Below are 21,866 nucleotides of genomic sequence, written 5' to 3'. Positions count from 1 at the left end.
GCCATGTCGCTGTCAGACCCCACGTCCACCCTGATGTTCGCCGAGGCCGCTGAAGCGGCCGACGTGGTCGCGCGCCAGTTCTCGCGCAACCACGCCACCATGGAAACCCTGGCCGCCAGCCTGCGCGCCGCGCCGCCGCCGTTCGTGGTCACCTGCGCACGCGGCAGCTCCGATCATGCCGCCACCTATGGCAAATACCTGCTGGAAACCCAGCTGGGCCTGGTGGTCGCATCGGCTTCGCCGTCGGTGGGTTCGGTCTATGCCGCGCCGCTTCAGTTGCGCGGTGCGCTGTTCATCGTCATTTCGCAGTCGGGCAAGAGCCCGGACCTGCTGCGCAACGCGGAAGCTGCCAAGGCCGCCGGTGCGCGCGTGATCGCGCTGGTCAACGTCGAGGATTCGCCGCTGGCGCAGCTGGCCGACACGGTCATTCCGCTGCATGCCGGTGCCGAAAAGAGCGTGGCGGCCACCAAGAGCTACCTGGCCTCGCTGGCGGCACTGCTGCAGCTGGCCGCGTACTGGAAGCAGGACAGCAGCCTGCGTGCGGCGCTGGACCTGCTGCCGGACGCGATGCGCGAGGCCTGGCAGTGCGACTGGAGCGTGGTGACCGAAGGCCTGGTCGATGCCACCAACCTGTTCGTGCTCGGCCGTGGCCTGGGTCTGGGCGCGGCGCAGGAAGCGGCGCTGAAGTTCAAGGAAACCTGCAGCCTGCACGCCGAAGCCTACAGCTCGGCCGAGGTCAAGCATGGCCCGATGGCGCTGGTCGGCCGTGGTTTCCCGGTGCTGGCCTTCGCCCAGCCGGACGAAACTGGTGCCGGAACCCGTGCGGTGGTCGATGAGTTCACCGCACGCGGCGCGCAGGTGTGGATGGCCGGTGCCGGTGGCAACCTGCCGGTGGCCGCCGCGCCGCACCCGCTATGCGCACCGCTGCTGACCGTGCAGAGCTTCTATCGCGCGATCAACGCGTTGGCGCTGCGTCGTGGCTTCAACCCGGATCTGCCGCCGCATCTGAACAAGGTTACGGAGACGGTGTGATGGCAACGGTGCTGCGCAACGCCCGCATTCTCGCCGGCGATGAGTTCCGCGACGATCTGGCGGTCGTGATCGAGGACGGTCGCATCAGCGCGCTGCTGCCTGACGCTGCGCCGCAGCTCGGCCAGGCCGCCGAGCAGGTGGACCTGGGCGGTGGCTGGCTGTTGCCCGGTTTCATCGATGTGCAGGTCAACGGTGGTGGCGGTGCGCTGTTCAACAACACGCCGGACGTGGCGGCACTGCGCACCATCGCGCAGGCGCACCGTCGTTTCGGTACCACCGCGATGCTGCCGACGCTGATCAGCGATGACGTGGGCGTGATGCGCGAGGCCATCGGTGCGCTGCGCGAGGCCATCGCGCAGGGGGTGCCGGGCGTGATCGGTATCCATCTGGAAGGCCCGTACATCGCGCCGGCGCGCAAGGGCACGCACGATGCCAGCAAGTTCCGCGTGCCGGACGAAGAAGAGATCGCGCTGGCCGCATCGCTCGACAACGGCGTGACCCTGCTGACCCTGGCACCGGAACGCGTGCCGCTGGAGACGATCCGTGCGCTGGTCGAGCGCGGCGTGATCGTTGCCGCCGGCCACACGGCAGGCACCTACGAAGAGATCCGCGAGGGTCTGGATGCCGGCGTGCGCGGCTTCACCCATCTGTACAACGCGATGTCGCCGTTGCAGGGCCGTGAGCCCGGCGCGGTGGGCGCTGCGCTGGAAGACCGCGACAGCTGGATCGGCATCATCGTCGATGGCGTGCATGTGCATCCGGCCAGCCTGCGCGTGGCATTGGCGGCCAAGCCGCGCGGCCGCCTGCTGCTGGTGACCGATGCGATGCCGCCGGTCGGTGCGGATGATCCCAGCTACGTGCTGTATGGCGAAACCATCACCGCCATCGATGGCGTGGTGCGCAATGCCGCCGGTTCGCTGGCCGGTTCTGCACTGGACATGGCCACCGCCGTGCGCAATACCGTGCAGCTGCTGGGCCAACCGCTGGCCGAAGCGGCGCGCATGGCCTCGACCTATCCGGCGCAGTTCCTCAACGTCGACGACCGCCTCGGCCACATCGCCGAGGGCTACCAGGCCGACCTGGTCCTGCTGGATGACGCCCTGCAGGTGCGTGGTACCTGGATTGCCGGACAGTACGAGGCCGCCTGATGGCCGATCCCTTGAAGGGAAGTATGCCGCCGCGCCGCCTGGGCTCGATCGATGCCCTGCGCGGCATCACCGTGGCGGCGATGCTGCTGGTCAACAACCCGGGTGACTGGAGTGCGGTGTTCGCACCGCTGCGCCATTCGGAATGGCATGGCTGCACGCCCACCGACCTGGTGTTCCCGTTCTTCCTGTTCCTGGTAGGCGTGTCGATGGCCTTCAGCGTGGCACCGCGCGCGCTGGATGCCGCTGCACGTCCAGCGCTGGCGCGTGGCGTGCTGGAGCGCGCGCTGCGCATCCTGCTAGCGGGTGTGTTACTGCACCTGTTGATCTGGTGGGCACTGCATACCCATCACTTCCGCATCTGGGGCGTGCTGCAGCGAATCGCGGTATGTGCGGCGCTGGTGGGGGTGTTGGCCGTGTATGCCCGTCCGCGCGCACAGGCGGCCGTACTGGTCAGTCTGCTGGTGGGGTATACCGTGCTGCTGCTGGGCGTCGGCTATCTGGCGCCGTGGACCAATCCGGCCAGCCGCCTGGATACCACGCTGTTCGCACCGTGGATCTACCAGTGGCATGCCGATACCGGGCTCGGACATGACCCGGAAGGATTGCTGAGCACGCTGGGCGCGCTGGCCAGCACGGTGCTTGGCCTGCTTGCCGGAGGCCTGCTGCGCAATGGGCGTTCGGCGGCATTGGCCGGGCTGGGCGTGGCGACCGGCGTGCTGGGCCTGCTGCTGGCTACGGTGCTGCCGCTGAACAAGCAGCTGTGGACGCCCAGCTATGTGCTGTGGACCGGCGGCCTGGCCGCGCTGGCGCTGTGGCTGGGTCACGTGCTGATCGACCAGAAGAGCTGGCCGGCGCTGGGCCGGCGCTTCGGGTCAACGCGATCACCGCGTACCTGGGGGCATCGGTGATGTCGGGTGGTGCTGATGGCAACCGGCGCCTGGGGCTGGATCTGGCAGCAGCTGGCCAACGCGATGCCGCAGTCGCTGGAACTGGCGTCGATGCTGCAGGCGCTGGTGTTCGTCGCGCTGTGGTGGGGCGTGGCGTGGTGGCTGGACCGGCGGAAGATCTATCTGAAGATCTGACGGCACGGAGTCGGATCCCTTTCCGCAGGAAGGGGGTCTGACCCTTCCCGGGAGGGCACCTCATCCACGCATGGCGTGGATCTACTGTGTGCTGTGTTTCCTCGGTGCATGGGGTGGATCAACCCGGTGTGTCGGCCGTCTCATCCACGCATGGCGTGGATCTACTGTGTGCTGTGTTTCCTCGGTGCATGGGGTGGATCAACCCGGTGTGTCGGCGGTCTCATCCACGCATGGCGTGGATCTACTGTGCGATGTGTTTCATCGGTGAATGGGGTGGATCTACCAGGGCGAGGGGCGAACGCGATGGAGGCGGAATGGTCAGTAGATCCACGCCATGCGTGGATGCTCTCCGCGGGCTTGCGATCGCCGCCTTGATGAACGGTTTCAGCCACGTAGAGTCGAGGTGATGCCCGATCAAGTTCGCATCTGAACTGTGATAACTGGCACTGAATTTCACCTATCGAAACCATTCACCACACGGCAGACTGCCTTCGCAGTACCGCATCCCCGCAGTTCCTGATCCCCTGTCCAGGAGTGCTGTATGTCCCGTGCCGTCCCGCGCGCTTTCCGCCCGCGCCGCCTCACTGTTTCCGTGTGGCAGGCCCTGGCTGTCCCGTCCGTCATGCTGCTGACCGCCAGTGTCGCCTGGGCCGGCTGTGACAATGCCACTCCGACCGCAGGCCAGACGGTCACCTGCGATGCCAACGCGCCGAATCCGCAGACCGTCCCCGTCGCTGCCACTGGTGCGGCCGGCATCACCGTCAATGTCGCCAGCACGGCACAACTGCAACAGAGCAGTGGTGGCAGCGCGATTTCGCTGGTCGGGGCCGGCGGGCACCTGCTGTCCAACCTCGGCGCGATCAGTTCGGTGGGTGGCGTGGCGGTCCACTTTGGCGGTGGCAGCCGCGTCGAAAATGCCGGCAGCATCAGCACCGGCAACAACACGGCCCTGCAGTTCGTTGGCGCCGGCGACAGCGTGCTGGTCAACAGCGGAACGATCAGCGGGCGCACCGGCGTACAGTTCGATGCGGGCAACGATCGCCTGGAAATGCAGGCCGGCAGCATCACCGGCGGTGTCCTGCAGGGGGAGGGCAATGATGTGCTGCTGCTGAGCAATGGCACCATCGACAGCGTCGACCAGGGCAGCGGCGATGACCAGATGACCGTCACTGGCGGCACCGTCACCGGTGTGGTGGCGCAGGGCAGTGGCCGCGACGATTTTTTCGTCATGAGTGGCGGCACGATCGGCGCGCTGCAGCAGGGCGACAACATCGATACGTTCCGCATGAGCGGTGGCCGCATCATCGGCGCGTTCGAGGATGGCGACCAGGCGTGGATGACCGGTGGCCGCATCGGCTGCGTCAACATGAAGCTGGACAGAAAAGAACCTGTGGGACCAGTCCGGCGGCACCGTGGACGGCAACGTGGTGACCGGCTTCGATACCGACACCATCATCATCTCGGGTACGGCTTACATCGGTGGCAACATCAGCGTCAGCGGCGGCAATGACAGCGTGACCATCACCGACGGCACCGTGCGTGGGCCAGGTGCTGCTCAGTACCGGCAACGACACCTTCAACTGGAATGGCGGCGGCATCGTCTACGGCGCGATCGACATGGGGCCGGACAATGACGTGGCCAACCTCAGCAACCTCAACCAGGGCAACCTCGGTGCGGTACCGCTGTTCGATGGCGGCAGTGGCATCGACCAGCTCAACCTCAGCAACGTCAAGACCGCGGGCGTGGGCCGCTTCCAGAACTGGGAAGCGATCAGCCTGGCCAACAGCACCGAGCTGACCTTCGACGGCGATCTGGTGCTGGGCGACAGCGGGACCGGTACCGTGCTCACGGTGGATGACACCAGTACCGTCTACGCGGGCAGTGGCGGTCATGCCATCCGGCCGTTCAACAGTGGCGCACTGGTGGAGATGGTCAATGCCGGGCGCATCGACCTGACCGGTACCGGCGCTGGCGACGTGTTCACCGTGCGTGGCAACTACCGCGGTGACGGTGGTGGCCTGTACCTGCGCACCGTGCTGGGCGCGGACAATTCCACCAGCGACCGCCTGGTGATCGATGGCGGTACTGCCACCGGCACCACCGGCATCGGTGTGCTCAATGCCGGCGGCAGTGGTGCTGCCACGCTGGCCGATGGCATTCTGGTGGTGCAGGCCTTGAATGGTGGCCGTACCGCGCCGGGCGCGTTCTCGCTGTTCGCACCGGTCGCGGCCGGTGCCTACGAGTACTTCCTGTTCAAGGGCGGTGTCAGTGCCGGTACCAGCGAGAACTGGTACCTGCGCTCGACGCTGGTGACCGGGCCGACGCCGGCACCCAATGGCGGCGGCAGTGCCACGCCACCGCCCCTGACGCCGCCGGTGGCACCGCCACCGCCAATCACCCCGGCGCCGCCACCGCCGCCCGAAGGCGCTACCGATCCAGACCTGGCCGCGGGCGGGACCCGCGCCGCCACCGCCACCACCGGAACCCGCTCCGGTGGCGCCGCCCGGCGAACCGGCGCCTGCCGGACGTGCCGGTGGCGGGTGGCAGCCTGCCCGGTACCGGTGCGCCGCCAACGCCGGGTGCACGCCCCGCCGAGGGCGCAGTGGTGCCGCTGTACCGCGTGGAGACCGCCACCTACGCCGTGGTGCCGCCGCTGCTGCGCGAGACCTCGCTGGCCAGCCTCGGCACGTTCCACGAACGGCAGGGCGAGCAGCGCCTGCTGTACAACCAGGGCGCATTCCGCACTGCCTCGGGGCCGTCTGGTGGGGCAGAGCAGCGAGATCCACTGGAAGGGGGATGCGCAGCCGGGCTTCGATGGCGATGTGATGGGCCTGCAGGCCGGTCTGGATGTGTGGGCCGCAGCGTCTGACAATCATCGCAACCAGATCGGCGTGTTCGTTGGCCGCACCCGCGCACAGGGCAAGACCACCGGCCTGGCGCTGGGCTGGGAGAATGTGCAGGTGGGCCAGAACCGCCTGGACAACAAGCACGTGGGCCTGTACTGGACGTTCACCGACAGCAGTGGGGGCTACATCGACGCCGTGGCGATGCAGAGCCGCTACGACGGCCGCGTACGTTCCTCGCGCGGGCTTGGCTTCGGCATCAAGGGCGATGGCACCAGCGTATCGGTGGAAGCCGGCAAACCGCTGCTGCACTTCGGTCAGTCCGCATGGTGGCTGGAACCACAGGTGCAGGTGATCTGGCAGCGCACCGCGCTGGACGACCGCCGCGATGAGGTGTCGAGCGTGCGTTTCGACAACGACAATGCCTGGACCGGCCGCATCGGCCTGCGCCTGGGCGGCGATTACCAGTTGGCCGACAACGGATGGCAGCCCGTATCTCAAGCTCAATTACTGGCATGGCCGTTCCGGCGAGGATCGCATCGGCTTCGACGATGACGTGATCGTCAATTCGCAGCGCTCGCGCGCACTGGAAGCCGGCGTGGGTGTGGTCGGGCGCTTCAACCGCACGATCAGCGCCTATGCCGTGGCCGATTACACGCGCGAGCTAGGTGGCGACCGCAACGAGAAGCGCCGCATCATCGAAGGCAACATCGGCCTGCGCGCGGATTGGTAGCGCCGGGTATGGATGTCATGACCCGCTCTGGTGGGTGTCGACCTTGGTCGACACGATGCCCTCCGCTGCCATGACGTTGCTCTGGTAGGTGCCGACCTTGGTCAGCACAGAACCCACCGACACCGCGACCTCCGCGCAGCCGAGCAAAGGCTCGGCTCTACAGCGGCGGTGCGCACGCATCCGGTTCCACCAACGCCCCGGCATGATCGGCCAGCACCACCACCGCATGCAGCAACCCTTCCTCCACCTGCGGCGGGCACTGCGCCGCCGCATCGTCCATCTCGCGTGCCGACTGTGCGGCCAGCAACACACCCCCACACGCAGACAACGCCGCCAGACAGCGCGTGGCCTCGGCCAGTTCCCGACCGCGCGCCTCGCTGAGTTGCCGCTCGCGCCACGGCTGCCCATCGGCCGCTTGGTTGTGCGCGATGCCGCCAACCGCGCGAAGAATGCCGATGGCGGCGCCTGTTCGTGGGTATCGGTGAGTGCGTCCTCCAACGCTTCGGCTGCGGCATTGGGCAGATGTAGACCGGGCAATGCTGCGCCGAGCAGTGCCTGCAGGCGTGGATAGGTGGGGTAGGGCGTGTTCATGGCGGCAACCTCACAGGGCAAGGCCACCTGCGGGGTGCAAGGTGGCGGGCGGTGCGGGTTGGCGTGCCGGTGAAGCTACCCAAAGGAAACGAAGCCGGCGGATCGGGAGGATCCCCACGCACCGCCCGCCGCAGAACGACAGACGGCGCAGTATTCGAGCCTGCGACATGGACGCAAGCCCGCCTTTAGGTAGCTTCATTCAGGACGCCAATCCCGGTCAGCGCAGGAACGCCACGCGGCCACCTTGGCGCGTTGTACACCGCGATGACATGGGCAAAGTTGCAATGTTGCGATCGCCTGGCGCCTGCTTTACTGCAGGTCGCGGCAGAGTCAGACACGACAGTTCGCGCGTGGCGCAAGCGATCATGCCCCGGTTATGCTGCGGTCCTGATTCAACGACAAGGAAACGTCGCATGCAGGTTTGCAAGGGAGTGCGTCGCATCGGCGCGCTGTTGCTCGTGTTGCTGGCGACCGGCGCCATGGCCGATACGCCAAGCGTGGTCGAGGTGCCCTCGCCGGAGGCCCAGGCCGAGATCCTCGCCCTGCTTGAACGCCAGGCGCTGTATCGCGACCGGGTGGACTGGCCCGCCACTCGCGTACGCCTGCAATCGGCGCAGGGCGACCCCGCGCAACGGCTGGCCGTTCTGCGCGAAGTCATTGCGCTCAGCACCGGCCACCATGGTGCATGGACCACGCCCCAGCGCCAGCGCGAATCCCTTGCACGTGCGCAGCAGGCCGGCGCCGCCGCCGTGGACCGGGCCAAGGCCGCTGATGCGGTGGATGCGCGCATCGGCTGGGTGGTCATCGAGGGCTACGCCTCCACGCCCGGCGCGACGCCGCAGGAAAAGTTCCGTCAGGACATCCAGCGTGCCGCGCGCTGGCAGCAGGTCATCCGCAGCAAGGACGACGGCGCGCGCTGTGGCTGGATCGTCGACCTGCGGGACAACGGCGGTGGCGCCATGTGGCCGATGCTGCTGGGCATGGCCCCGCTGCTGCGCACCTCGTGGTGAACAACGAGGACGTCGGCTCGTTCGAAACCGCGCACGGGCCGCAGCGCTGGACGTTGACGGCGACCGCTGTGCAGCTGGCAGGCAAGCCATTGCTGGATTTCGGCCAGTCCGGTTATGTGCTGCGGCAGCCTGGCGCGCCGGTGGCGGTGCTGTTCGGGCCCCGCACCGGCAGTTCGGGCGAGGCCTCGGTGCTGGCGTGGCGTGGCCGCCCGCAGGCGCGAGTTCGGCCACAACCGCAGGTGTCTCCACCGGCAATGTCGTGCACACGCTTGCCGATGGCAGTCGCCTGCTGCTGACCACCAGCGTGATGCGGGACCGCAATGATCGTGGTGATGGCTTGAAGATCGAGCCCGACCAGCGCGTGGAGGGGGAGGCCGCCACCGTGGCTGCCGCCCAAGCGTGGCTGCTGGCCCAGCCCGCCTGCCAGGGCCACTGAGCCATGATCCTGATCGGCCATCAGGAACGGGTGGTGATCGTCGGCCCCACCGAAGCGCATCACTGCCTGCGCTGCCAGACGGAACCCGAGTTCGCCCCGCAGCTGCGCTACAAGATGGCGCGCATCGACCTGCTGCTCGGCTTCACCTACCAGCGCCGTTACGAACTGGCCTGCACCCGGTGCGCCACGGCTGGGTGTTGGATACCGAGACCATGGACCAGCAGCTGGGCGGGGTACCGATCCCGTGGCGGCACCGCTTCGGCCTGCCGCTGATGCTGGTGGTCGTGGCCGGGCTGGCCGCGCTGGGCTGGCTGTGGCGGCACGGATTCATCGGTTGAGGGCCGGGGCTGTTAAAGTCTGTCCTGCAATCACGTACCGGAACCGACCATGGACCACGACACCCCGTTCGAACCCCTCAACGACCTCGAGGTGCGCCTGCTGCAGGCCCAGGACGGCACGCTGACCGCAGCGCAGTTCCTCGACGGCCTGCTCGACGGCGTTCGTGCTGCTGGACAAGGCCATTGGTGAAGATGGCGCCTGGGACGAGAGCATCTCGCCGCTGGTGCTGACCAGCGAGAGCGGCGAGCCGATGTTCGCGGTGTTCACCGCGCCCGAGCGTGCTGGCCTGTGGCACGAGCAGCTGCCCGCAGTTCGCCCATGCCATGCCGATTGCGGTGCACGCGCTGTTGGCCGGTATCGGCGACGGCGTCGGCCTGGTGCTGAACCCGGGCCTGGACGTGGGCATGGAGATGATTCCCGATGCCGTGGCCCAGCTGAAGCAGCGGGCTCAGCGATCACACGTGGCATGGCGCATTGAGATTGATGGCATAGAAATCGAACCGTCGTCTTCGTTCCTCGCTGCTAGGCATTGATATGCCATTCAATTTGGGAATGTAAGAGCAAGAGCATTGGTGAAGAGCTTAAGAGCGAATATGCTGTTCAAGGAGAGAGTAGCTATGCGGTCGATAGGTGTTGGTCTAGTTTTCGCTGTTTTCTCTGTAATCTATGCTTTTGAATCCAAAGCGGAAACAGTTACATATATTCATACTGATGCTCTGGGGTCAGTAGTTGCCGAGTCAGATGAGACTGGCCGGGTGACAAAGCGCTATAGCTATGAGCCGTACGGAGCGCAGATTGGAACTGGTATTGAAGATGGAGTGGGTTACGCCGGGCACGTGAGTGATTCGGCGAGCTTTGGGCTGAGCTACATGCAGCAGCGCTATTACGATCCAGGCTTGGGGCGTTTCTTGTCAGTGGATCCAGTCACAATGTACGGGAATGGAGATGGGAGACATTTCAATGCCTATGCATATGGATTCAACTCACCCTACACATTCAAAGATCCTGATGGCCGTTGTCCAATCTGCCCAGCCCTGTTTGGAGGCGCCGGTGGCATGGCGGTGGACTATGGGATTCAGAAGTACATGAATACCGGAAAGCCAATCAACAAGACAGAGCTGGCAATTGCCGGCGTTGCTGGAGTTGTAACTGGTGGTACCGGCGGCCTGGTGGTTGGAGCCCTGGCGAGAGGGACGATTTCGATCGGTCAGGTCGTAGCAATTCAAGCGACGGTGGGTGCCGCGACTGGTGTTGCGGGTACGGCTGCACAGGGCGCAATCGAAGGAACACCAGTGACAAGCGCTCAACTGGGCTTATCGGCTGTCGGCGGGAGTGTTGGCAGTTTGGCGGGCAGCGGAATTGGAAAACTCGCTGGAGACTTTTCGCAGGCGTCTACTCAAGGGGCAGTGAGTAATATGATGAAGGCGCCAGTGAGTTCACCTGCTGGCATCGGTGCACATATTGCAGAGGCGACTGCGAGCGCCGGCGCAATTGGAGCAAAGCAAGGGGCGGTACAGGGTGCATTGTCTAATGCGGGCCAACGCGGTGCTGATGCCGCAGTTGGAACTGGACAGAAAATCGCTGAGGACAGGTTGAAGTGATGAGATTTTTTAATCGATCTCTCCTTGTGTACGAGCTTGGGCTTCTAGTCGTATTCATACTGGTCGCATTCTTCATCACCCGGTTCAATCCGGTGGAGACGCTCCGGTTGGGTGGATGGCTGTTCCTCTTGATGCAACCCATCTTGTTGGGTGCTCATGCTGTCGACCATTTTTCGCGCAAGCGCCGTCGATAGACGGGAGATGTGAAGGTGCCGGCCAGCGACCGGCACTACCCGGTGCTTCAGCGGGCGGCGGCGATGGCTTTCACCCGCGCCTTGGCCAGTGCCTCACCGATGGCCGGACCTTTCAGATGCGTGGTATCCAGATCCCGCGCCTGCACTGACAGCGCCGCCTGATGCAGGCGCTTGAGCGTTTCGCCCTGTGGGTAGTCGGCATCCTCGAAGCCGAGCCGGCCGCGCTTGTCGGCCTCGCAGCACAGCGCGATGCGGGCCACGCGTTCTGGCCTGCGCAATGCATCGCAGCGGCCCAGCAGTTCCAGCACGGTGGCATCGCGTAGTTCGTCGATGCGGTGCACGTTCAAGTGCTCGCGGCAGACCGCTTCGGCCAGCTGCTGGTGCTCGGTGGGAATCTTCAACCGCGCGCACAATACCTTCAGCGGTTTGATGCCGCGCTGCTCGTGCATGATGTGGCGCGGCCATTCCTCCGGCGGGGTCAGGCCCTTGCCGAGGTCGTGTGTGAGGGCAGCGAAGCCGACCAGGTCATCACCCGGTGCCAGTTTCGCGGCCATGTCGCTGACCATTTCCTGATGGATGCCGGTGTCGACTTCCGGGTGGAATTCGGCACGCTGCGGCACGCCATACAGCGCTTCCAGCTCGGGCAGGATCGGGCCCAGTGCCTGCGCATCGTGCAGCGTGCGCAGGAAGGCGGAGGGCCGTTCACTGACCAGCGCCTTGCGCAGTTCCTGCCAGACGCGTTCCGGCACCAGCGCGTCCAGCTCGCCACTGGCAGCGACCTCGCGCATCAGCGCCATGGTCTCTTCGGCGACGGTGAAGCCCAGTGGCGCGAAGCGCGCCATGAAGCGCGCCGCGCGCAGCACGCGCAGTGGATCTTCCACGAACGCAGGGCCGACGTGGCGCAGCACGCTGCTCAAGATCGCGAACGCCACCGTAAGGATCGACCAGCGTGCCGCTGTCTTCGTCACAGGCAATCGCGTTGATGGTGAAGTCGCGGCGCTGCAGGTCTTCTTCCAGCGTCACCGCCGGATCGGCATCGACCACGAAGCCGCGATAGCCACGGCCGGATTTGCGCTCGGTGCGCGCCAGCGCGTATTCCTCGCCGGTCTTCGGGTGCAGGAACACCGGGAAATCGCGGCCGACGGCGGTGTAGCCCTGCGCTTCCATCTGCGCGGGCGTGGCGCCAACCACCACCCAGTCACGGTCGCCGGCAGGGCGCTGCAGCAGGCGGTCGCGTACGGCGCCGCCGACAAGATAGATCTTCATGGGGGGATGATCGCACGGTAGGTGCATGAGCATCGGTAGTGCCGGCCGCTGGCCGGCAACCGCAGTCATCCCGAAGCTGCCGGCCAGCGGCCGGCACTACCGATGCAACGGCATCACGGCAAACCGCGCCACTCCGGTACGAACAGGCCGGCCAGGAACCACAGGCCGTAGACGATCCACAGGCAGAGGAAATAGAGCTTGATCTGCGCTTCGTCCCACAGGCTGCCCCAGCTGTCGATGAAGGCCAGCGACTTCCAGCCTTCCATCCAGGCCGCGCCACCCCAGCGCAGCACCCAGGTGGCGAACAGGCTCCAGGCGGCGAATATCCCGATCCAGGCCAGCAGGCTCATCGCTTTCCCCTCCCCGGGAAACGGATGCCGGGTAGTGCCGGCCGCTGGCCGGCAACCCTTGGATAATGGCCGAAGCCGGCCAGCGGCCGGCACGACCGTGGTGCGATCAGTCGCCGCCCTGGTCAGCGTTGGCTGCACAGCTGAAGCTCTTGCGCTTGTCCACCAGGCGGCCCATCAGGCGGTCGCTCAGCGGCAGTGCATCGCCATTGAGGCGCCAGTCGTAGATCACGCTGAAGGCCAGCACGCGGGCGACGTACTCGCGGGTTTCCTTGTAGCTGATGGTCTCGATCCACAGGTCCGGATCAAAGCCCGGGCGCTGGCCCTGCCAACGCGCGGTCGGGGTCGGGCCGGCGTTGTAGGCGGCAATGGTCACGTACGGCAGGCCGTCGTACTTGTTCATCAGCTGGCGCAGGTAGGCGGTACCGATGGCGATGTTGGTGTCAGGGTCGTACAGGCTGTCGGCACCGCCGTAGCCGGTCAGGCCGATCGACTTGGCCACGCCGGCACCGGTGGCCGGCAGCACCTGCATCAGGCCCATGGCGTTGGCAGGCGAGCGCGCGCGCGGGGTGAAGGTGCTCTCGGCGCGGATCTCCGCCGCCACCCAGGCCGGATCGATCGCGTTGCGCGCCGATTCGCGACGGATGGTGGCGTCGTGGTGCAGCGGGAAACGCAGGTCGTACAGGCGCTGTTCCTGCGGCTGCTTGCCGAGCGCGAACACGGCGCGGTCGAACCAGCCGTTGTCCTGCGCCACGCGTACGGCGAGGCGGCGCTGGGTGTCATCGAAGCGCGACAGCGCACTGTTCCATTCGGCCACGGCCCAACCGGCGCGATCGATCTGGTACAGCGCCATCGCACGCTGGATGGCCGGATCGCGTGCGATCACCGCCTGCGCCTGCGCGCTGTCATTCGGCTTCCAGGGGCACAGGGTATAGCCCTGCTGCAGCTTGTCGGCGGCCAGGAACCCGTGGAAGGTCGGTGCACGTGCCGCATCGCGGAACAGCGGCTGCGCCTGTTGGGCCTGGCCGGTCTTCTCCAGCATGCGGCCTTCGAAGTAGCGCCAGCGCGGGTCGCTGCGCTGCTTGCTGCCCATCTTGCGGATCGCGGTCAGCGCCGCCGGCCAGTCGCCGCGCGACATCGCTTCGCGCACGCGCCATTCGTGCAGGCGCTCGTCATACGCCGATTCGGGTACTGCGTTGAGGCGGCGCGCCGAATCCGGAAGGTAGGACGCCACCGTCCACAGTGCGATCTGGTACAGCACCTGGCCCTGCTGGTCGGCACTCAGGCCCAGTGCCTGCGCATACTGCGGCAGCTGCTGTTCGGTGGCGCCGGGATCGGCCTTGGCCAGCTTGGCCAGGCCATCGGTGGCGATGCGCCGGCTGCGCTCGTTGCGCGGCCAGTTCAGCGCACTGGCATTGGGCTTGTCGACAAAGGCAGCGTAATTGTTGGCCAGTGCCAGGTCGGTGGCGGGCAGGCCGCGTGCGGCGCTGCGCATCACTGCCGGCTGTTGCGCGTCGGCGGCGGCATCGATGCGTTCCCAGCGCAGGGCGTCGCTCAGCCCACCCTGGGCCTGCAGCACGGCGAAAACGGCATCACAGCCGTCCGGCAGCGACTTGCCGTTCTTGCGCCACAGATCCTGCGCTTCACTGATCCACTGCGGATCAACCTTGCCGGTCACCTGCCGTGCGGTCAGCTGCGCACAGCGCAGGCCGGCGTTGTCGGTGGGCACCCAGTTGGCGAGCAGGGTCGGCCAGTCCTGGCGGCGTGCGACCGAGGGAAGCCACACGCCGCGGAAGGTGGTAGCCACGGCCTGGCCGTCGTAGCGCTTGAGGAAGGCCTGCGCCTGCGCGGTATCGACAGTGTCGATGTTGCGGCGCAGGTTGGCGTACTCCAGCCAGCCGTAAGCCGGATGGCGGCTGAGTGCAGCGGCCTGGCCGGGATCGAACTGGCCGCGTTCGGCGGCCGCGATCGCGGCCTTCAGCTGCGCGTTCTGGGCATCGAGGGACTGGGCATTGGCGCAGCCGATCAGCAGCGTGGTGGCCAAGGGCAGCAGGGACAGGGCGGTCGAAGAGCGTCGGGTCATGGCGGGCAGCATAGCGGGCAATGGCTGAATTCAGTTTCGCATTGCGTGCACGCCGGGCGTCGGCAACGACAGCTGAATGAACCCGCGCAGGCCACTGCCGCAGGTGATCGCAGGCGTCGTAACGTCGGTCTTGGGCGAACGGCCCGGCTGCAGGGAGCGGCACATGGCGTTCAGTAGCGCAGGAAGAAGCGGCCCGCTGGCGGACATCAATGTCACGCCACTGGTGGATGTGATGCTGGTGCTGTTGATCATCTTCATCGTGACCGCGCCGATCGTGGCCCGGCCGATTGCCGTGCAGTTGCCACAGGCCACCGATCGCACGATCGATCGCCCCGAACCGCCGCCGCCGATCGAGCTGCGCCTGGATGCGTCGAACCAGCTGAGCTGGGATGGCCAGCCGATGGCCATCGGCGATCTGCAGGCGCGCCTGCAGGCGCAGGCCGGCGAGCATGCCGGCAACCTGCCGGAGCTGCGCATCGCCACCGATCCGTCGGCCGAGTACGAAGGCATGGCGCGGATCCTGGCTGCGGCCGAGGCCACCGGCATGGAGCGCATCGCCTTCGTGCGGTGAGTTTCATGCGGTGAATCCCGCAACGGGCGGCCTGCCATCGGCGGGCCGCTCTTCCTGCGAGGGAACGTGGCATGCGATACGGGACACAGCGCGCGACCTCACTGATGGCCACCCCCAATCTGGCACCGCTGGTGGATGTGTTGCTGGTGCTGCTGGCATTGGTGGTCACCACGCTGCCGATGGCGCAGGCGACCGGCCTGCTGGCGTTCCAGCAGCGCACCTCGTGCCCACCCTGGCCGGCGTCCTCGCCCCAGCCGATCAACCTGCGCATCGACGCAGCGGGCGCGGTGTTCTGGAATGGCCAGCCGCTGGATGCCCCCGCATTGCAGCAGTACCTTGCGCAGGCGCAACAGATGCCGCAGCAGCATCGCCCCTGGGTGCACCTGGCGACCGCCGACGACACCGACTACGGAGACATGGCGCGCGTGCTGCTGGCCGTGAGCCAGCATGGGCTACGCGTCGACGCGCCCGGCCACTAGCGCCTGCACCGACAAGTCCCCTTGATGAGCTGTGGCGGATCTCGGCGCGCGCTGTCGCAGCCGGCATCAACGTGGAGGGCGGTGAACAGTACCGTCCGGTTCTAAACGGCCCTCATCTGTCGCAAATGGCCGTCAATTGCGTCAATTCCGCGTGAAAGAGTGTCGATCATCACGCCGTGATTTTTACCGCTTGTTTACAAAGGAGACGCTGCCGCCATGCAGGGGGGAGCGCGGCAGCCCATGTCCCGACATTCCTTTGGAGAGAGAGCGAATGAAGCACCTGCACCACCGCCCGTTGGCGGTTGCCGTCACGCTGTGCGTGATGGCCCTGGCACCCTTGGGTGCCGCTGCACAATCCACCACCAACCTCGACGCGGTGGAAGTCACCGGTACCCGCATCAAGCGCGCTGAGGTCGAGGGCCAGGTCCCGATCCAGACGCTGACCCGCGGCGACATCGAACGCACCGGCCTGAACTCGATCAGCGAGGTGCTGCAGCAGCTCACCGGTTCCGGTTCGGCGCTCAATGCCAAGTTCAATTCATCCGGCAACTTCGGCTTCCCGCCGGATGGCAGCGGCGTGGGTGCTGGTTCGGCACAGGTCGACCTGCGCCACCTCGGTGCCAAGCGCGTGCTGGTGCTGGTCGACGGCATCCGCTGGGTCAATGAGTCGTCGGCATCGGGCGTGGGCGCGGCTACCGACCTCAACACCATTCCGCTGGCCATCGTCGAGCGTATCGAGGTGCTGGAAGACGGTGCATCGTCGCTGTATGGCTCCGACGCCATCGCCGGCGTGGTCAACATCATCACCCGCCGCGACTTCGATGGCGGCCAGGTGACCCTGAACTACGGCGAATACAGCAAGGGCGACGGCACGCAGAAGGGCGTGGACCTGGCGTGGGGCAAGAGTGGCGATCGCTACAGCCTGTTCCTGGGCGCCAGCTGGACCAAGCAGGACCCGGTGTTCGCCCGCGACCGCGAGCAGTCGCGCTTCCCGATTCCGGGCACCGGCCTGGCCTTTGGCAGCGGCGGCATTCCGCAGGGCCGCTTCGCCTTCGTCGACCCCAATACCGGCGCCGAGCAGGACATCGTGCCCAATACCGGTGTGAGCAGCCCACGCTACGACGGCAGCGCCGGCTGCAACCGCACCGACGACTACCACTGCTTCACCAGCGCCGACCGCTTCAACTTCGCCGAATACAACATGGTGTTGACCCCGTCCGAGCGTAAGGGCCTGTTCGGCCAGTTCCGCTTCGACATCACCGACAACGTGCAGTGGTACATCAAGGCGCTGGGCAACCGCCGCGAGTCGACCAACCAGGCCGGCCCCGAGCCGCTGTTCTTCGGCCCCGATGGTGCCACCGGCAACCCGCTGGCCGACAACATCGTGGTCTCGCGCCTGAACCCGTACAACCCGTTCGGCTTCGACCTGGTGTCCTCGGGCAACATGAGCCTGATCGGCCGCCGTCCGGTCGAAGGTGGCGCGCGCGTGTTCAAGCAGGAGGTCAACACGACCTACGTGGCCACCGGCCTGGTCGGCAACTTCCATGCCGCCGACCGCAGCTGGTACTGGGATGTCAACGGCATGTACAGCAAGAACAAGGCCGAACAGACCAACTACGGCAGCTACAACATCTACAACGTCAACATGGCGCTGGGTGATCCGGCGGTGTGCGCGGCGACGCCGGGCTGCGTGCCGCTGAACATCTTCGGCGGCGTCGGCTCGATCACCCCGGACATGCTGAAGTGGATCCAGCCGGTGGTGCGTGATCGCAGCCAGAATGAGCTGAGCCTGTTCACCGCCAACCTGTCCAGCGACCTGTTCACCCTGCCGGCCGGTCCGGTGTCGTTCGCCAGCGGCTACGAGTACCGCAAGTACAAGGGCTGGTACCAGCCTGATCCGCTGACGGTGATCGGCCACTACAACGGCGTGCCGTCGCAGCCGACGTCTGGTTCGTATGACGTCAACGAAGCGTACCTGGAGTTGAGCGTCCCGATCTTCGCCGACTCGCCGCTGGGCAAGAAGCTGGACCTGAGCCTGGCTGGCCGCTACTCGGACTACTCCACTTTCGGCGGCGAGTTCACGCCCAAGTACGGCCTGCGCTGGCAGGTGACCGACGACTTCGTGCTGCGCACCACCTATGCTGAGGGCTTCCGTGCGCCGTCGATCGGCGAACTGTACGGCTCGGCCGCGCGCGCCGACCTGCAGCTGTTCGACCCGTGCTCGGTGGGCCTGGGCGGTACGCCGCCGCGTGGTAGCGCCGGCAACTGTGCCGCGCTGGGCGTGCCGGCCGGCTTCCAGCAGGCCAATTCGCAGATCTCGGTGACCACCGGCGGCAACCGCGAGCTGGAACCCGAGCGCTCGCGCAGCTTCGGCGCCGGCTTCGTGTGGAGCCCGTGGTTCGGCAACAACGCATCGTGGTCGGAGCGCTTCGACGTGGAAGTGACCTTCTACCGCCACGCCATCGATGGTGCGATCCAGGCCATCAACGCGCAGACCCAGCTGGACCTGTGCGTGGACACGCTCGATCCGGTGTACTGCAATGGCATCACCCGCGCCAGCACCGGTGCGGTCAGCAGCTTCAACAACCGCCTGACCAACCTCGGCTCGATCAAGACCGACGGCTGGGACGTGGACCTGTTCTGGACGTTGCCGCAGACTTCCGTCGGCCAGTTCAAGCTGGCCTGGAAGAACACCTTCGTCGGCCGTTACGAAGCCACCGGCGCGGCCGGGCAGAAGCAGCCGCAGAAGCCGGGCGTGGAAGTGGCCGACAGCTCCATTCCGGAGTGGACCAGCAACGCCAGCATCGCCTGGACGATGGACCGCTGGAGTGCGAACTGGACGGTGCGGCACATCTCCGAGCTGACCGAGAACTGCGGCGATGCCGTTGCATTCCCGGTGTGCAGCAACCAGGCCGCCGGCACCAACACGCTCTCGGCCACCACCTTCCACGACATGCAGGTGGGCTACAAGATCGACTGGATGAAGGGGCTGCAGCTGACCGCGGGCCTGAACAACGTGTTCGACAAGGATCCGCCGATCTGCCTGTCGTGCTCGTTGAACGGGTACGACGCCTCGACCTACGACATCCCGCGTGGCCGTTACTGGTACCTGCGCGCGGACCTGCGGTTCTGATGCAAGCGGCCGGTGCCGGGATGTTCCCGGCACCGGCCATCATCGGCGGTCGATCCGGAATGTCCTGGTCCGGAGCCTCCTGTTCGACACTGTCATGCTGGGGCGCCACGCGGCGAAACGCGGTGCGGGCCCAACCCAGCCCAATCACGATCATCATCGGCCCGACTGCGAACCCTGGCAGTGACGGAACGCGGAAGTGCGGCCGGGATTCGATCAACAGGTTGTACAGGATCCAGATCACCAGGATCAGGCCGATTCCCGCGCACGACAGCCCGAACAGCACCTGCGGAACGCCCATTGCCAGACCCAGCGCCCGCTCAGCGCGGCTGGGTGTGGGGAGGGCCCGCAGTTCCCGGCCGAGGTCGAACCAGAACAGGATCGCGGCAGGTAGTCCGACCAACAGCAGCAGGATGAAATAGCCATTGCCCGTGATGATCATCAGGGGCAGCGACAGGAGCAGTGCCGTGAGCGAGAGACCGAGTTTCGTACCGGTACGCATGGCCGGTCGTCCTTGAGAGTGGAAGCGCATCATGTGTCCGCATGGCACGGGGCAGGACTGCTGGCCACCGTGTGCGCGAAGCTACACCTGCAAGGTCGCCGCCGCAACGCGATGGCGCCGGGGCAGGCCCGGCGCCATTTCCATCAGAACGCCCAGGTGAACGTCAGTGAGCCATTGCGGCCATCGCCGTACGCACCGTAGCCGTTGATCTGCGACAGGTACTTCTTGTCCAGCAGGTTGTTGAGGTTGGCCTGCACGCTGAACTCCGGCGAGATGCGGTAGCGCACGAAGGCGCTGACCAGTGCGTAGCCGCTCTGCTCGATGCGGCCGTAGGCCGGTACCGGGTAGTAGATGCGGTTCTGCCAGTTGGCACCGCCACCGACGGTCAGTTCCTGCAGCGACTGCGGGGTGTAGCTGGTGAACAGCTTCAGTGCGGTCTGGGGCAGGTTGGTGTTGATGTCGGCGCCGTTGATGTCCTTGGCCACATAGCGCGAAGCACCGAAAGTCGCGTTCCAGCCGGGTGCCAGCTCGCCGTTCAGCTCGAACTCGAAGCCACGGCTGACCGTGCCACGCGCGGCGCGATAGGCGAACTCGTTCTGGCTGCCCTGCACGGGTTCACCGGTGGCCTGGCCGACGTTGTCCTGTTCGATGCGGAACACGGCCAGCGAGGCGTTCAGGCGATTGTCGAACCATGCGCCCTTGACGCCCACTTCGTAGCTCTTGCCATCGACCGGATCGAGGTAGCTGCCGTTGCGGTCCTTCAGCGTCTGCGGCTGGAAGATCTCGGTGTAGCTGGCATAGGTGGAGTACGTACCGTTGATGTCGAACACCAGGCCGGCGTAGGGCGTGGTGACCTTGTGCGCGCGGTCGGCGCCTTCGCCCTCGCTCTTCCAGTCGGTGTAGCGGGCGCCGATGATCAGCTTCAGGGGGGCGGCCAGTGACAGGCGGGCGGCCGCGTAGCCGGCCTTCTGGGTGATGGTGCCCTCGCTGGCCAGTGCCAGCGGGTTCCAGTTCGGTTCGCTGATGTTGCCCGTCCAGTTCAGATAGCTGGCGAACGGGTCCCAGGTCTGGCCGGCGCCACCGACCTGGTAGTCGCCGTAGTTGGCGTACTCGCGCTTGTTGTAGCTCAGGCCGGCCATGAACTGGTGCTCGCGGCCGAACAGCTGGAACGGACCATCAACGTAGCCGTCGACGCCGGTGACCTTGCGCTCGGTGTTGTAGAAGCCCGCGGACGGCGAGATGCCCGTGCCGGTGGCCTTGTCGAAGTTCGATGCGCCCGTGGTCCAGTCGTTGTAGGCCGGGTAGAACAGCTTGTCGTCGGCCTTGGTCTCATCGTGCGTGGCACCCACCTTGAACTTCCAGCCGTTGCTGAAGGCGTGCTGCAGGGTGGCGAAGGCGCGCTTGCTGGTGGTATCCCAGTAGGTCCAGTTCGGGCTGGCGTTGAACGATTCGTCGTAGCCCGTGCGCGAGCCATCGGAGTACAGCATCGGGAAGCCGCCCCAGGTCGCGCCATTGGCGCGCTTCTGCTGGTAGTCGTAGCCCACGCTCAACTGCGTATCCGGGGTCAGGTCGGCGTCGATGACGGCGTAGCCCAGCGTCTTGCGCTGGTTGTAGCGGTCCATCTGGCCGTCGGTGTCCAGGTAGCTGCCGATCACGCGGCCGCGCACCGTGCCACTGGCGTTCAGTGCGCTGCCCACGTCCACCGTGGTGCGGGTGCGGCCCCAGCTGCCCACGTTTACCGATACGCTGCCGGCCAGCTCGGCGCTGTCGGCGTGCTTGCGCACCAGGTTCACCGATGCCGACGGGTTGCCGGCGCCGCTGAGCAGGCCGGTGGCACCGCGCACCACTTCCACGCGGTCGTACAGGGCCAGATCGAGGCCGGAGTCACCATAGCTCCAGTTCTGCACCATCTGCGTGGGCAGGCCATCGAACTGGTAGGCGTCGATGTAGAACCCGCGCGCGTAGAACTCGGTGCGCTCGCTGTCGGACTGGGTGCTGGTCACGCCGGTGGTGTTGGCCAGCACGTCGATGATGTCGTCCAGCTTCTGATCTTCAATGCGCTGGTGGCTGATGATGCTGACCGACTGCGGGATCTCGCGCGGCGCCAGGTCGAAGCGGGTACCGGCCGAGGTGCGGCGCACCGAATAGCCTTCGGCGCGTTCGCCCTTGACCACCACCTTGTCGAGCGTGGTCGGGTCGGCGGCGGTGTCGGCGAAGGCGGCCGGGGCCAGGGTGCAGAGTGCAACGAGCACGGCGACGGACAGCCGCTGCGGCTGCGGGGTACGGATGGCGGAACGGGTCATGGGGGTCCTGGACGAGCACGCGCGCTCGGCCGGCATCCAGAAGGCGAGGCGCTACGGGTGGGAAACGGGCGGGTAGGCCGTCCTGGCACCACCGGAAACGAAAGAAATGGTAATACGAACTATTCCTATTTACAAATCGTGAACGAATGGGCCCGCTGCCCCGTGGTATCGAGCT

12 protein-coding genes and 5 pseudogenes are annotated in these 21,866 nt (G+C 66.3%); 12 read left to right on the top strand and 5 right to left on the bottom strand.

What is annotated here, in order from left to right; genetic code table 11:
- Nucleotides 1–3 precede the first annotated feature (3 nt).
- The 4 genes and pseudogenes from ACXI0D_RS05370 to ACXI0D_RS05355 all read left to right on the top strand — a co-directional run bounded on the left by ACXI0D_RS05370 (nucleotide 4) and on the right by ACXI0D_RS05355 (nucleotide 6,839).
- Nucleotides 4–1,032, top strand: a complete 1,029-nt coding sequence (locus tag ACXI0D_RS05370; RefSeq protein WP_049442851.1) for an SIS domain-containing protein — start codon at nucleotides 4–6, stop codon at nucleotides 1,030–1,032.
- Nucleotides 1,032–2,180 carry an N-acetylglucosamine-6-phosphate deacetylase gene (gene nagA / locus ACXI0D_RS05365; RefSeq protein WP_101766084.1) on the top strand — a complete coding sequence of 383 codons (1,149 nt, stop codon included), beginning with the start codon at nucleotides 1,032–1,034 and terminating at the stop codon, nucleotides 2,178–2,180. Before ACXI0D_RS05370 ends, nagA begins: the two co-directional genes overlap by 1 nt.
- Nucleotides 2,180–3,262: pseudogene (locus tag ACXI0D_RS05360) on the top strand (acyltransferase family protein). The gene nagA and the pseudogene ACXI0D_RS05360 overlap by 1 nt, the downstream one beginning before the upstream one ends.
- Nucleotides 3,263–3,803: 541 nt before the next feature.
- Nucleotides 3,804–6,839 (top strand): annotated as a pseudogene (locus ACXI0D_RS05355) (autotransporter family protein).
- Between the two features lie 157 nt (nucleotides 6,840–6,996).
- Here ACXI0D_RS05355 and ACXI0D_RS05350 read toward each other — a convergent pair.
- Nucleotides 6,997–7,149, bottom strand: coding sequence for a hypothetical protein (locus ACXI0D_RS05350; RefSeq protein WP_479642384.1), 153 nt, complete (start codon nucleotides 7,147–7,149; stop codon nucleotides 6,997–6,999).
- A 694-nt stretch (nucleotides 7,150–7,843) separates the two neighbouring features.
- Here ACXI0D_RS05350 and ACXI0D_RS05345 point away from each other — a divergent pair.
- From ACXI0D_RS05345 to ACXI0D_RS05325, 5 genes and pseudogenes are all read left to right on the top strand, one after another.
- Nucleotides 7,844–8,876, top strand: a pseudogene (locus tag ACXI0D_RS05345) (S41 family peptidase).
- A gap of 3 nt (nucleotides 8,877–8,879) precedes the next feature.
- Nucleotides 8,880–9,214: pseudogene (locus tag ACXI0D_RS05340) on the top strand (hypothetical protein).
- Between the two features lie 49 nt (nucleotides 9,215–9,263).
- Entirely contained in the window at nucleotides 9,264–9,404 is a 141-nt protein-coding gene (locus ACXI0D_RS05335) for a hypothetical protein (protein WP_479642383.1), read from the top strand.
- A gap of 134 nt (nucleotides 9,405–9,538) precedes the next feature.
- A complete protein-coding gene (locus ACXI0D_RS05330) occupies nucleotides 9,539–9,748 on the top strand; it encodes an SseB family protein (protein WP_479642382.1) in 210 nt (69 codons plus the stop codon).
- A 60-nt stretch (nucleotides 9,749–9,808) separates the two neighbouring features.
- The gene (locus ACXI0D_RS05325; RefSeq protein ID WP_479642381.1) at nucleotides 9,809–10,816 is read left to right on the top strand and encodes an RHS repeat-associated core domain-containing protein; all 1,008 of its coding nucleotides are present in this window, start codon (nucleotides 9,809–9,811) and stop codon (nucleotides 10,814–10,816) included.
- Nucleotides 10,817–11,057: 241 nt separating this feature from the next.
- On the opposite strand, the pseudogene ACXI0D_RS05320 reads toward ACXI0D_RS05325, so the two are convergent.
- The 3 genes and pseudogenes from ACXI0D_RS05320 to ACXI0D_RS05310 all read right to left on the bottom strand — a co-directional run bounded on the left by ACXI0D_RS05320 (nucleotide 11,058) and on the right by ACXI0D_RS05310 (nucleotide 14,718).
- A pseudogene (locus tag ACXI0D_RS05320) lies at nucleotides 11,058–12,276 on the bottom strand (multifunctional CCA addition/repair protein).
- A gap of 113 nt (nucleotides 12,277–12,389) precedes the next feature.
- Nucleotides 12,390–12,626, bottom strand: a complete 237-nt coding sequence (locus ACXI0D_RS05315; protein WP_049442860.1) for a hypothetical protein — start codon at nucleotides 12,624–12,626, stop codon at nucleotides 12,390–12,392.
- Between the two features lie 106 nt (nucleotides 12,627–12,732).
- A complete protein-coding gene (locus ACXI0D_RS05310) occupies nucleotides 12,733–14,718 on the bottom strand; it encodes a transglycosylase SLT domain-containing protein (RefSeq protein WP_479642390.1) in 1,986 nt (661 codons plus the stop codon).
- Between the two features lie 151 nt (nucleotides 14,719–14,869).
- On the opposite strand from ACXI0D_RS05310, the gene ACXI0D_RS05305 reads away from it, so the two are divergent.
- The 3 genes from ACXI0D_RS05305 to ACXI0D_RS05295 all read left to right on the top strand — a co-directional run bounded on the left by ACXI0D_RS05305 (nucleotide 14,870) and on the right by ACXI0D_RS05295 (nucleotide 18,889).
- Nucleotides 14,870–15,277, top strand: a complete 408-nt coding sequence (locus tag ACXI0D_RS05305) for an ExbD/TolR family protein (protein ID WP_014038483.1) — start codon at nucleotides 14,870–14,872, stop codon at nucleotides 15,275–15,277.
- A gap of 104 nt (nucleotides 15,278–15,381) precedes the next feature.
- Nucleotides 15,382–15,756: an ExbD/TolR family protein gene (locus ACXI0D_RS05300; RefSeq protein WP_233490800.1), complete on the top strand. Its 375-nt coding sequence runs from the start codon at nucleotides 15,382–15,384 to the stop codon at nucleotides 15,754–15,756.
- Between the two features lie 271 nt (nucleotides 15,757–16,027).
- Nucleotides 16,028–18,889 carry a TonB-dependent receptor gene (locus ACXI0D_RS05295; RefSeq protein ID WP_479642380.1) on the top strand — a complete coding sequence of 954 codons (2,862 nt, stop codon included), beginning with the start codon at nucleotides 16,028–16,030 and terminating at the stop codon, nucleotides 18,887–18,889.
- A 642-nt stretch (nucleotides 18,890–19,531) separates the two neighbouring features.
- Here the strand turns inward: ACXI0D_RS05295 and fhuE are convergent.
- Nucleotides 19,532–21,691, bottom strand: coding sequence for a ferric-rhodotorulic acid/ferric-coprogen receptor FhuE (gene fhuE, locus ACXI0D_RS05290; protein WP_101766073.1), 2,160 nt, complete (start codon nucleotides 21,689–21,691; stop codon nucleotides 19,532–19,534).
- Between the last annotated feature and the right edge of the window lie 175 nt (nucleotides 21,692–21,866).

This window comes from Stenotrophomonas sp. C9D9 (assembly GCF_056491205.1).
This window is presented reverse-complemented; position numbering and strand designations above follow the sequence as displayed.

Excerpts from the sequence above, each read along its gene's own strand:
- ACXI0D_RS05370 (WP_049442851.1), top strand. The coding sequence starts at position 4 with ATGTCGCTGTCAGACCCCACGTCCACCCTGATGTTCGCCGAGGCCGCT.
- nagA (WP_101766084.1), top strand. The coding sequence starts at position 1,032 with ATGGCAACGGTGCTGCGCAACGCCCGCATTCTCGCCGGCGATGAGTTC.
- ACXI0D_RS05335 (WP_479642383.1), top strand. The coding sequence starts at position 9,264 with ATGGACCACGACACCCCGTTCGAACCCCTCAACGACCTCGAGGTGCGC.
- ACXI0D_RS05330 (WP_479642382.1), top strand. The coding sequence starts at position 9,539 with ATGCCGATTGCGGTGCACGCGCTGTTGGCCGGTATCGGCGACGGCGTC.
- ACXI0D_RS05325 (WP_479642381.1), top strand. The coding sequence starts at position 9,809 with ATGCTGTTCAAGGAGAGAGTAGCTATGCGGTCGATAGGTGTTGGTCTA.
- ACXI0D_RS05315 (WP_049442860.1), bottom strand. The coding sequence starts at position 12,626 with ATGAGCCTGCTGGCCTGGATCGGGATATTCGCCGCCTGGAGCCTGTTC.
- ACXI0D_RS05310 (WP_479642390.1), bottom strand. The coding sequence starts at position 14,718 with ATGCTGCCCGCCATGACCCGACGCTCTTCGACCGCCCTGTCCCTGCTG.
- ACXI0D_RS05305 (WP_014038483.1), top strand. The coding sequence starts at position 14,870 with ATGGCGTTCAGTAGCGCAGGAAGAAGCGGCCCGCTGGCGGACATCAAT.
- ACXI0D_RS05300 (WP_233490800.1), top strand. The coding sequence starts at position 15,382 with ATGGCCACCCCCAATCTGGCACCGCTGGTGGATGTGTTGCTGGTGCTG.
- ACXI0D_RS05295 (WP_479642380.1), top strand. The coding sequence starts at position 16,028 with ATGAAGCACCTGCACCACCGCCCGTTGGCGGTTGCCGTCACGCTGTGC.
- fhuE (WP_101766073.1), bottom strand. The coding sequence starts at position 21,691 with ATGACCCGTTCCGCCATCCGTACCCCGCAGCCGCAGCGGCTGTCCGTC.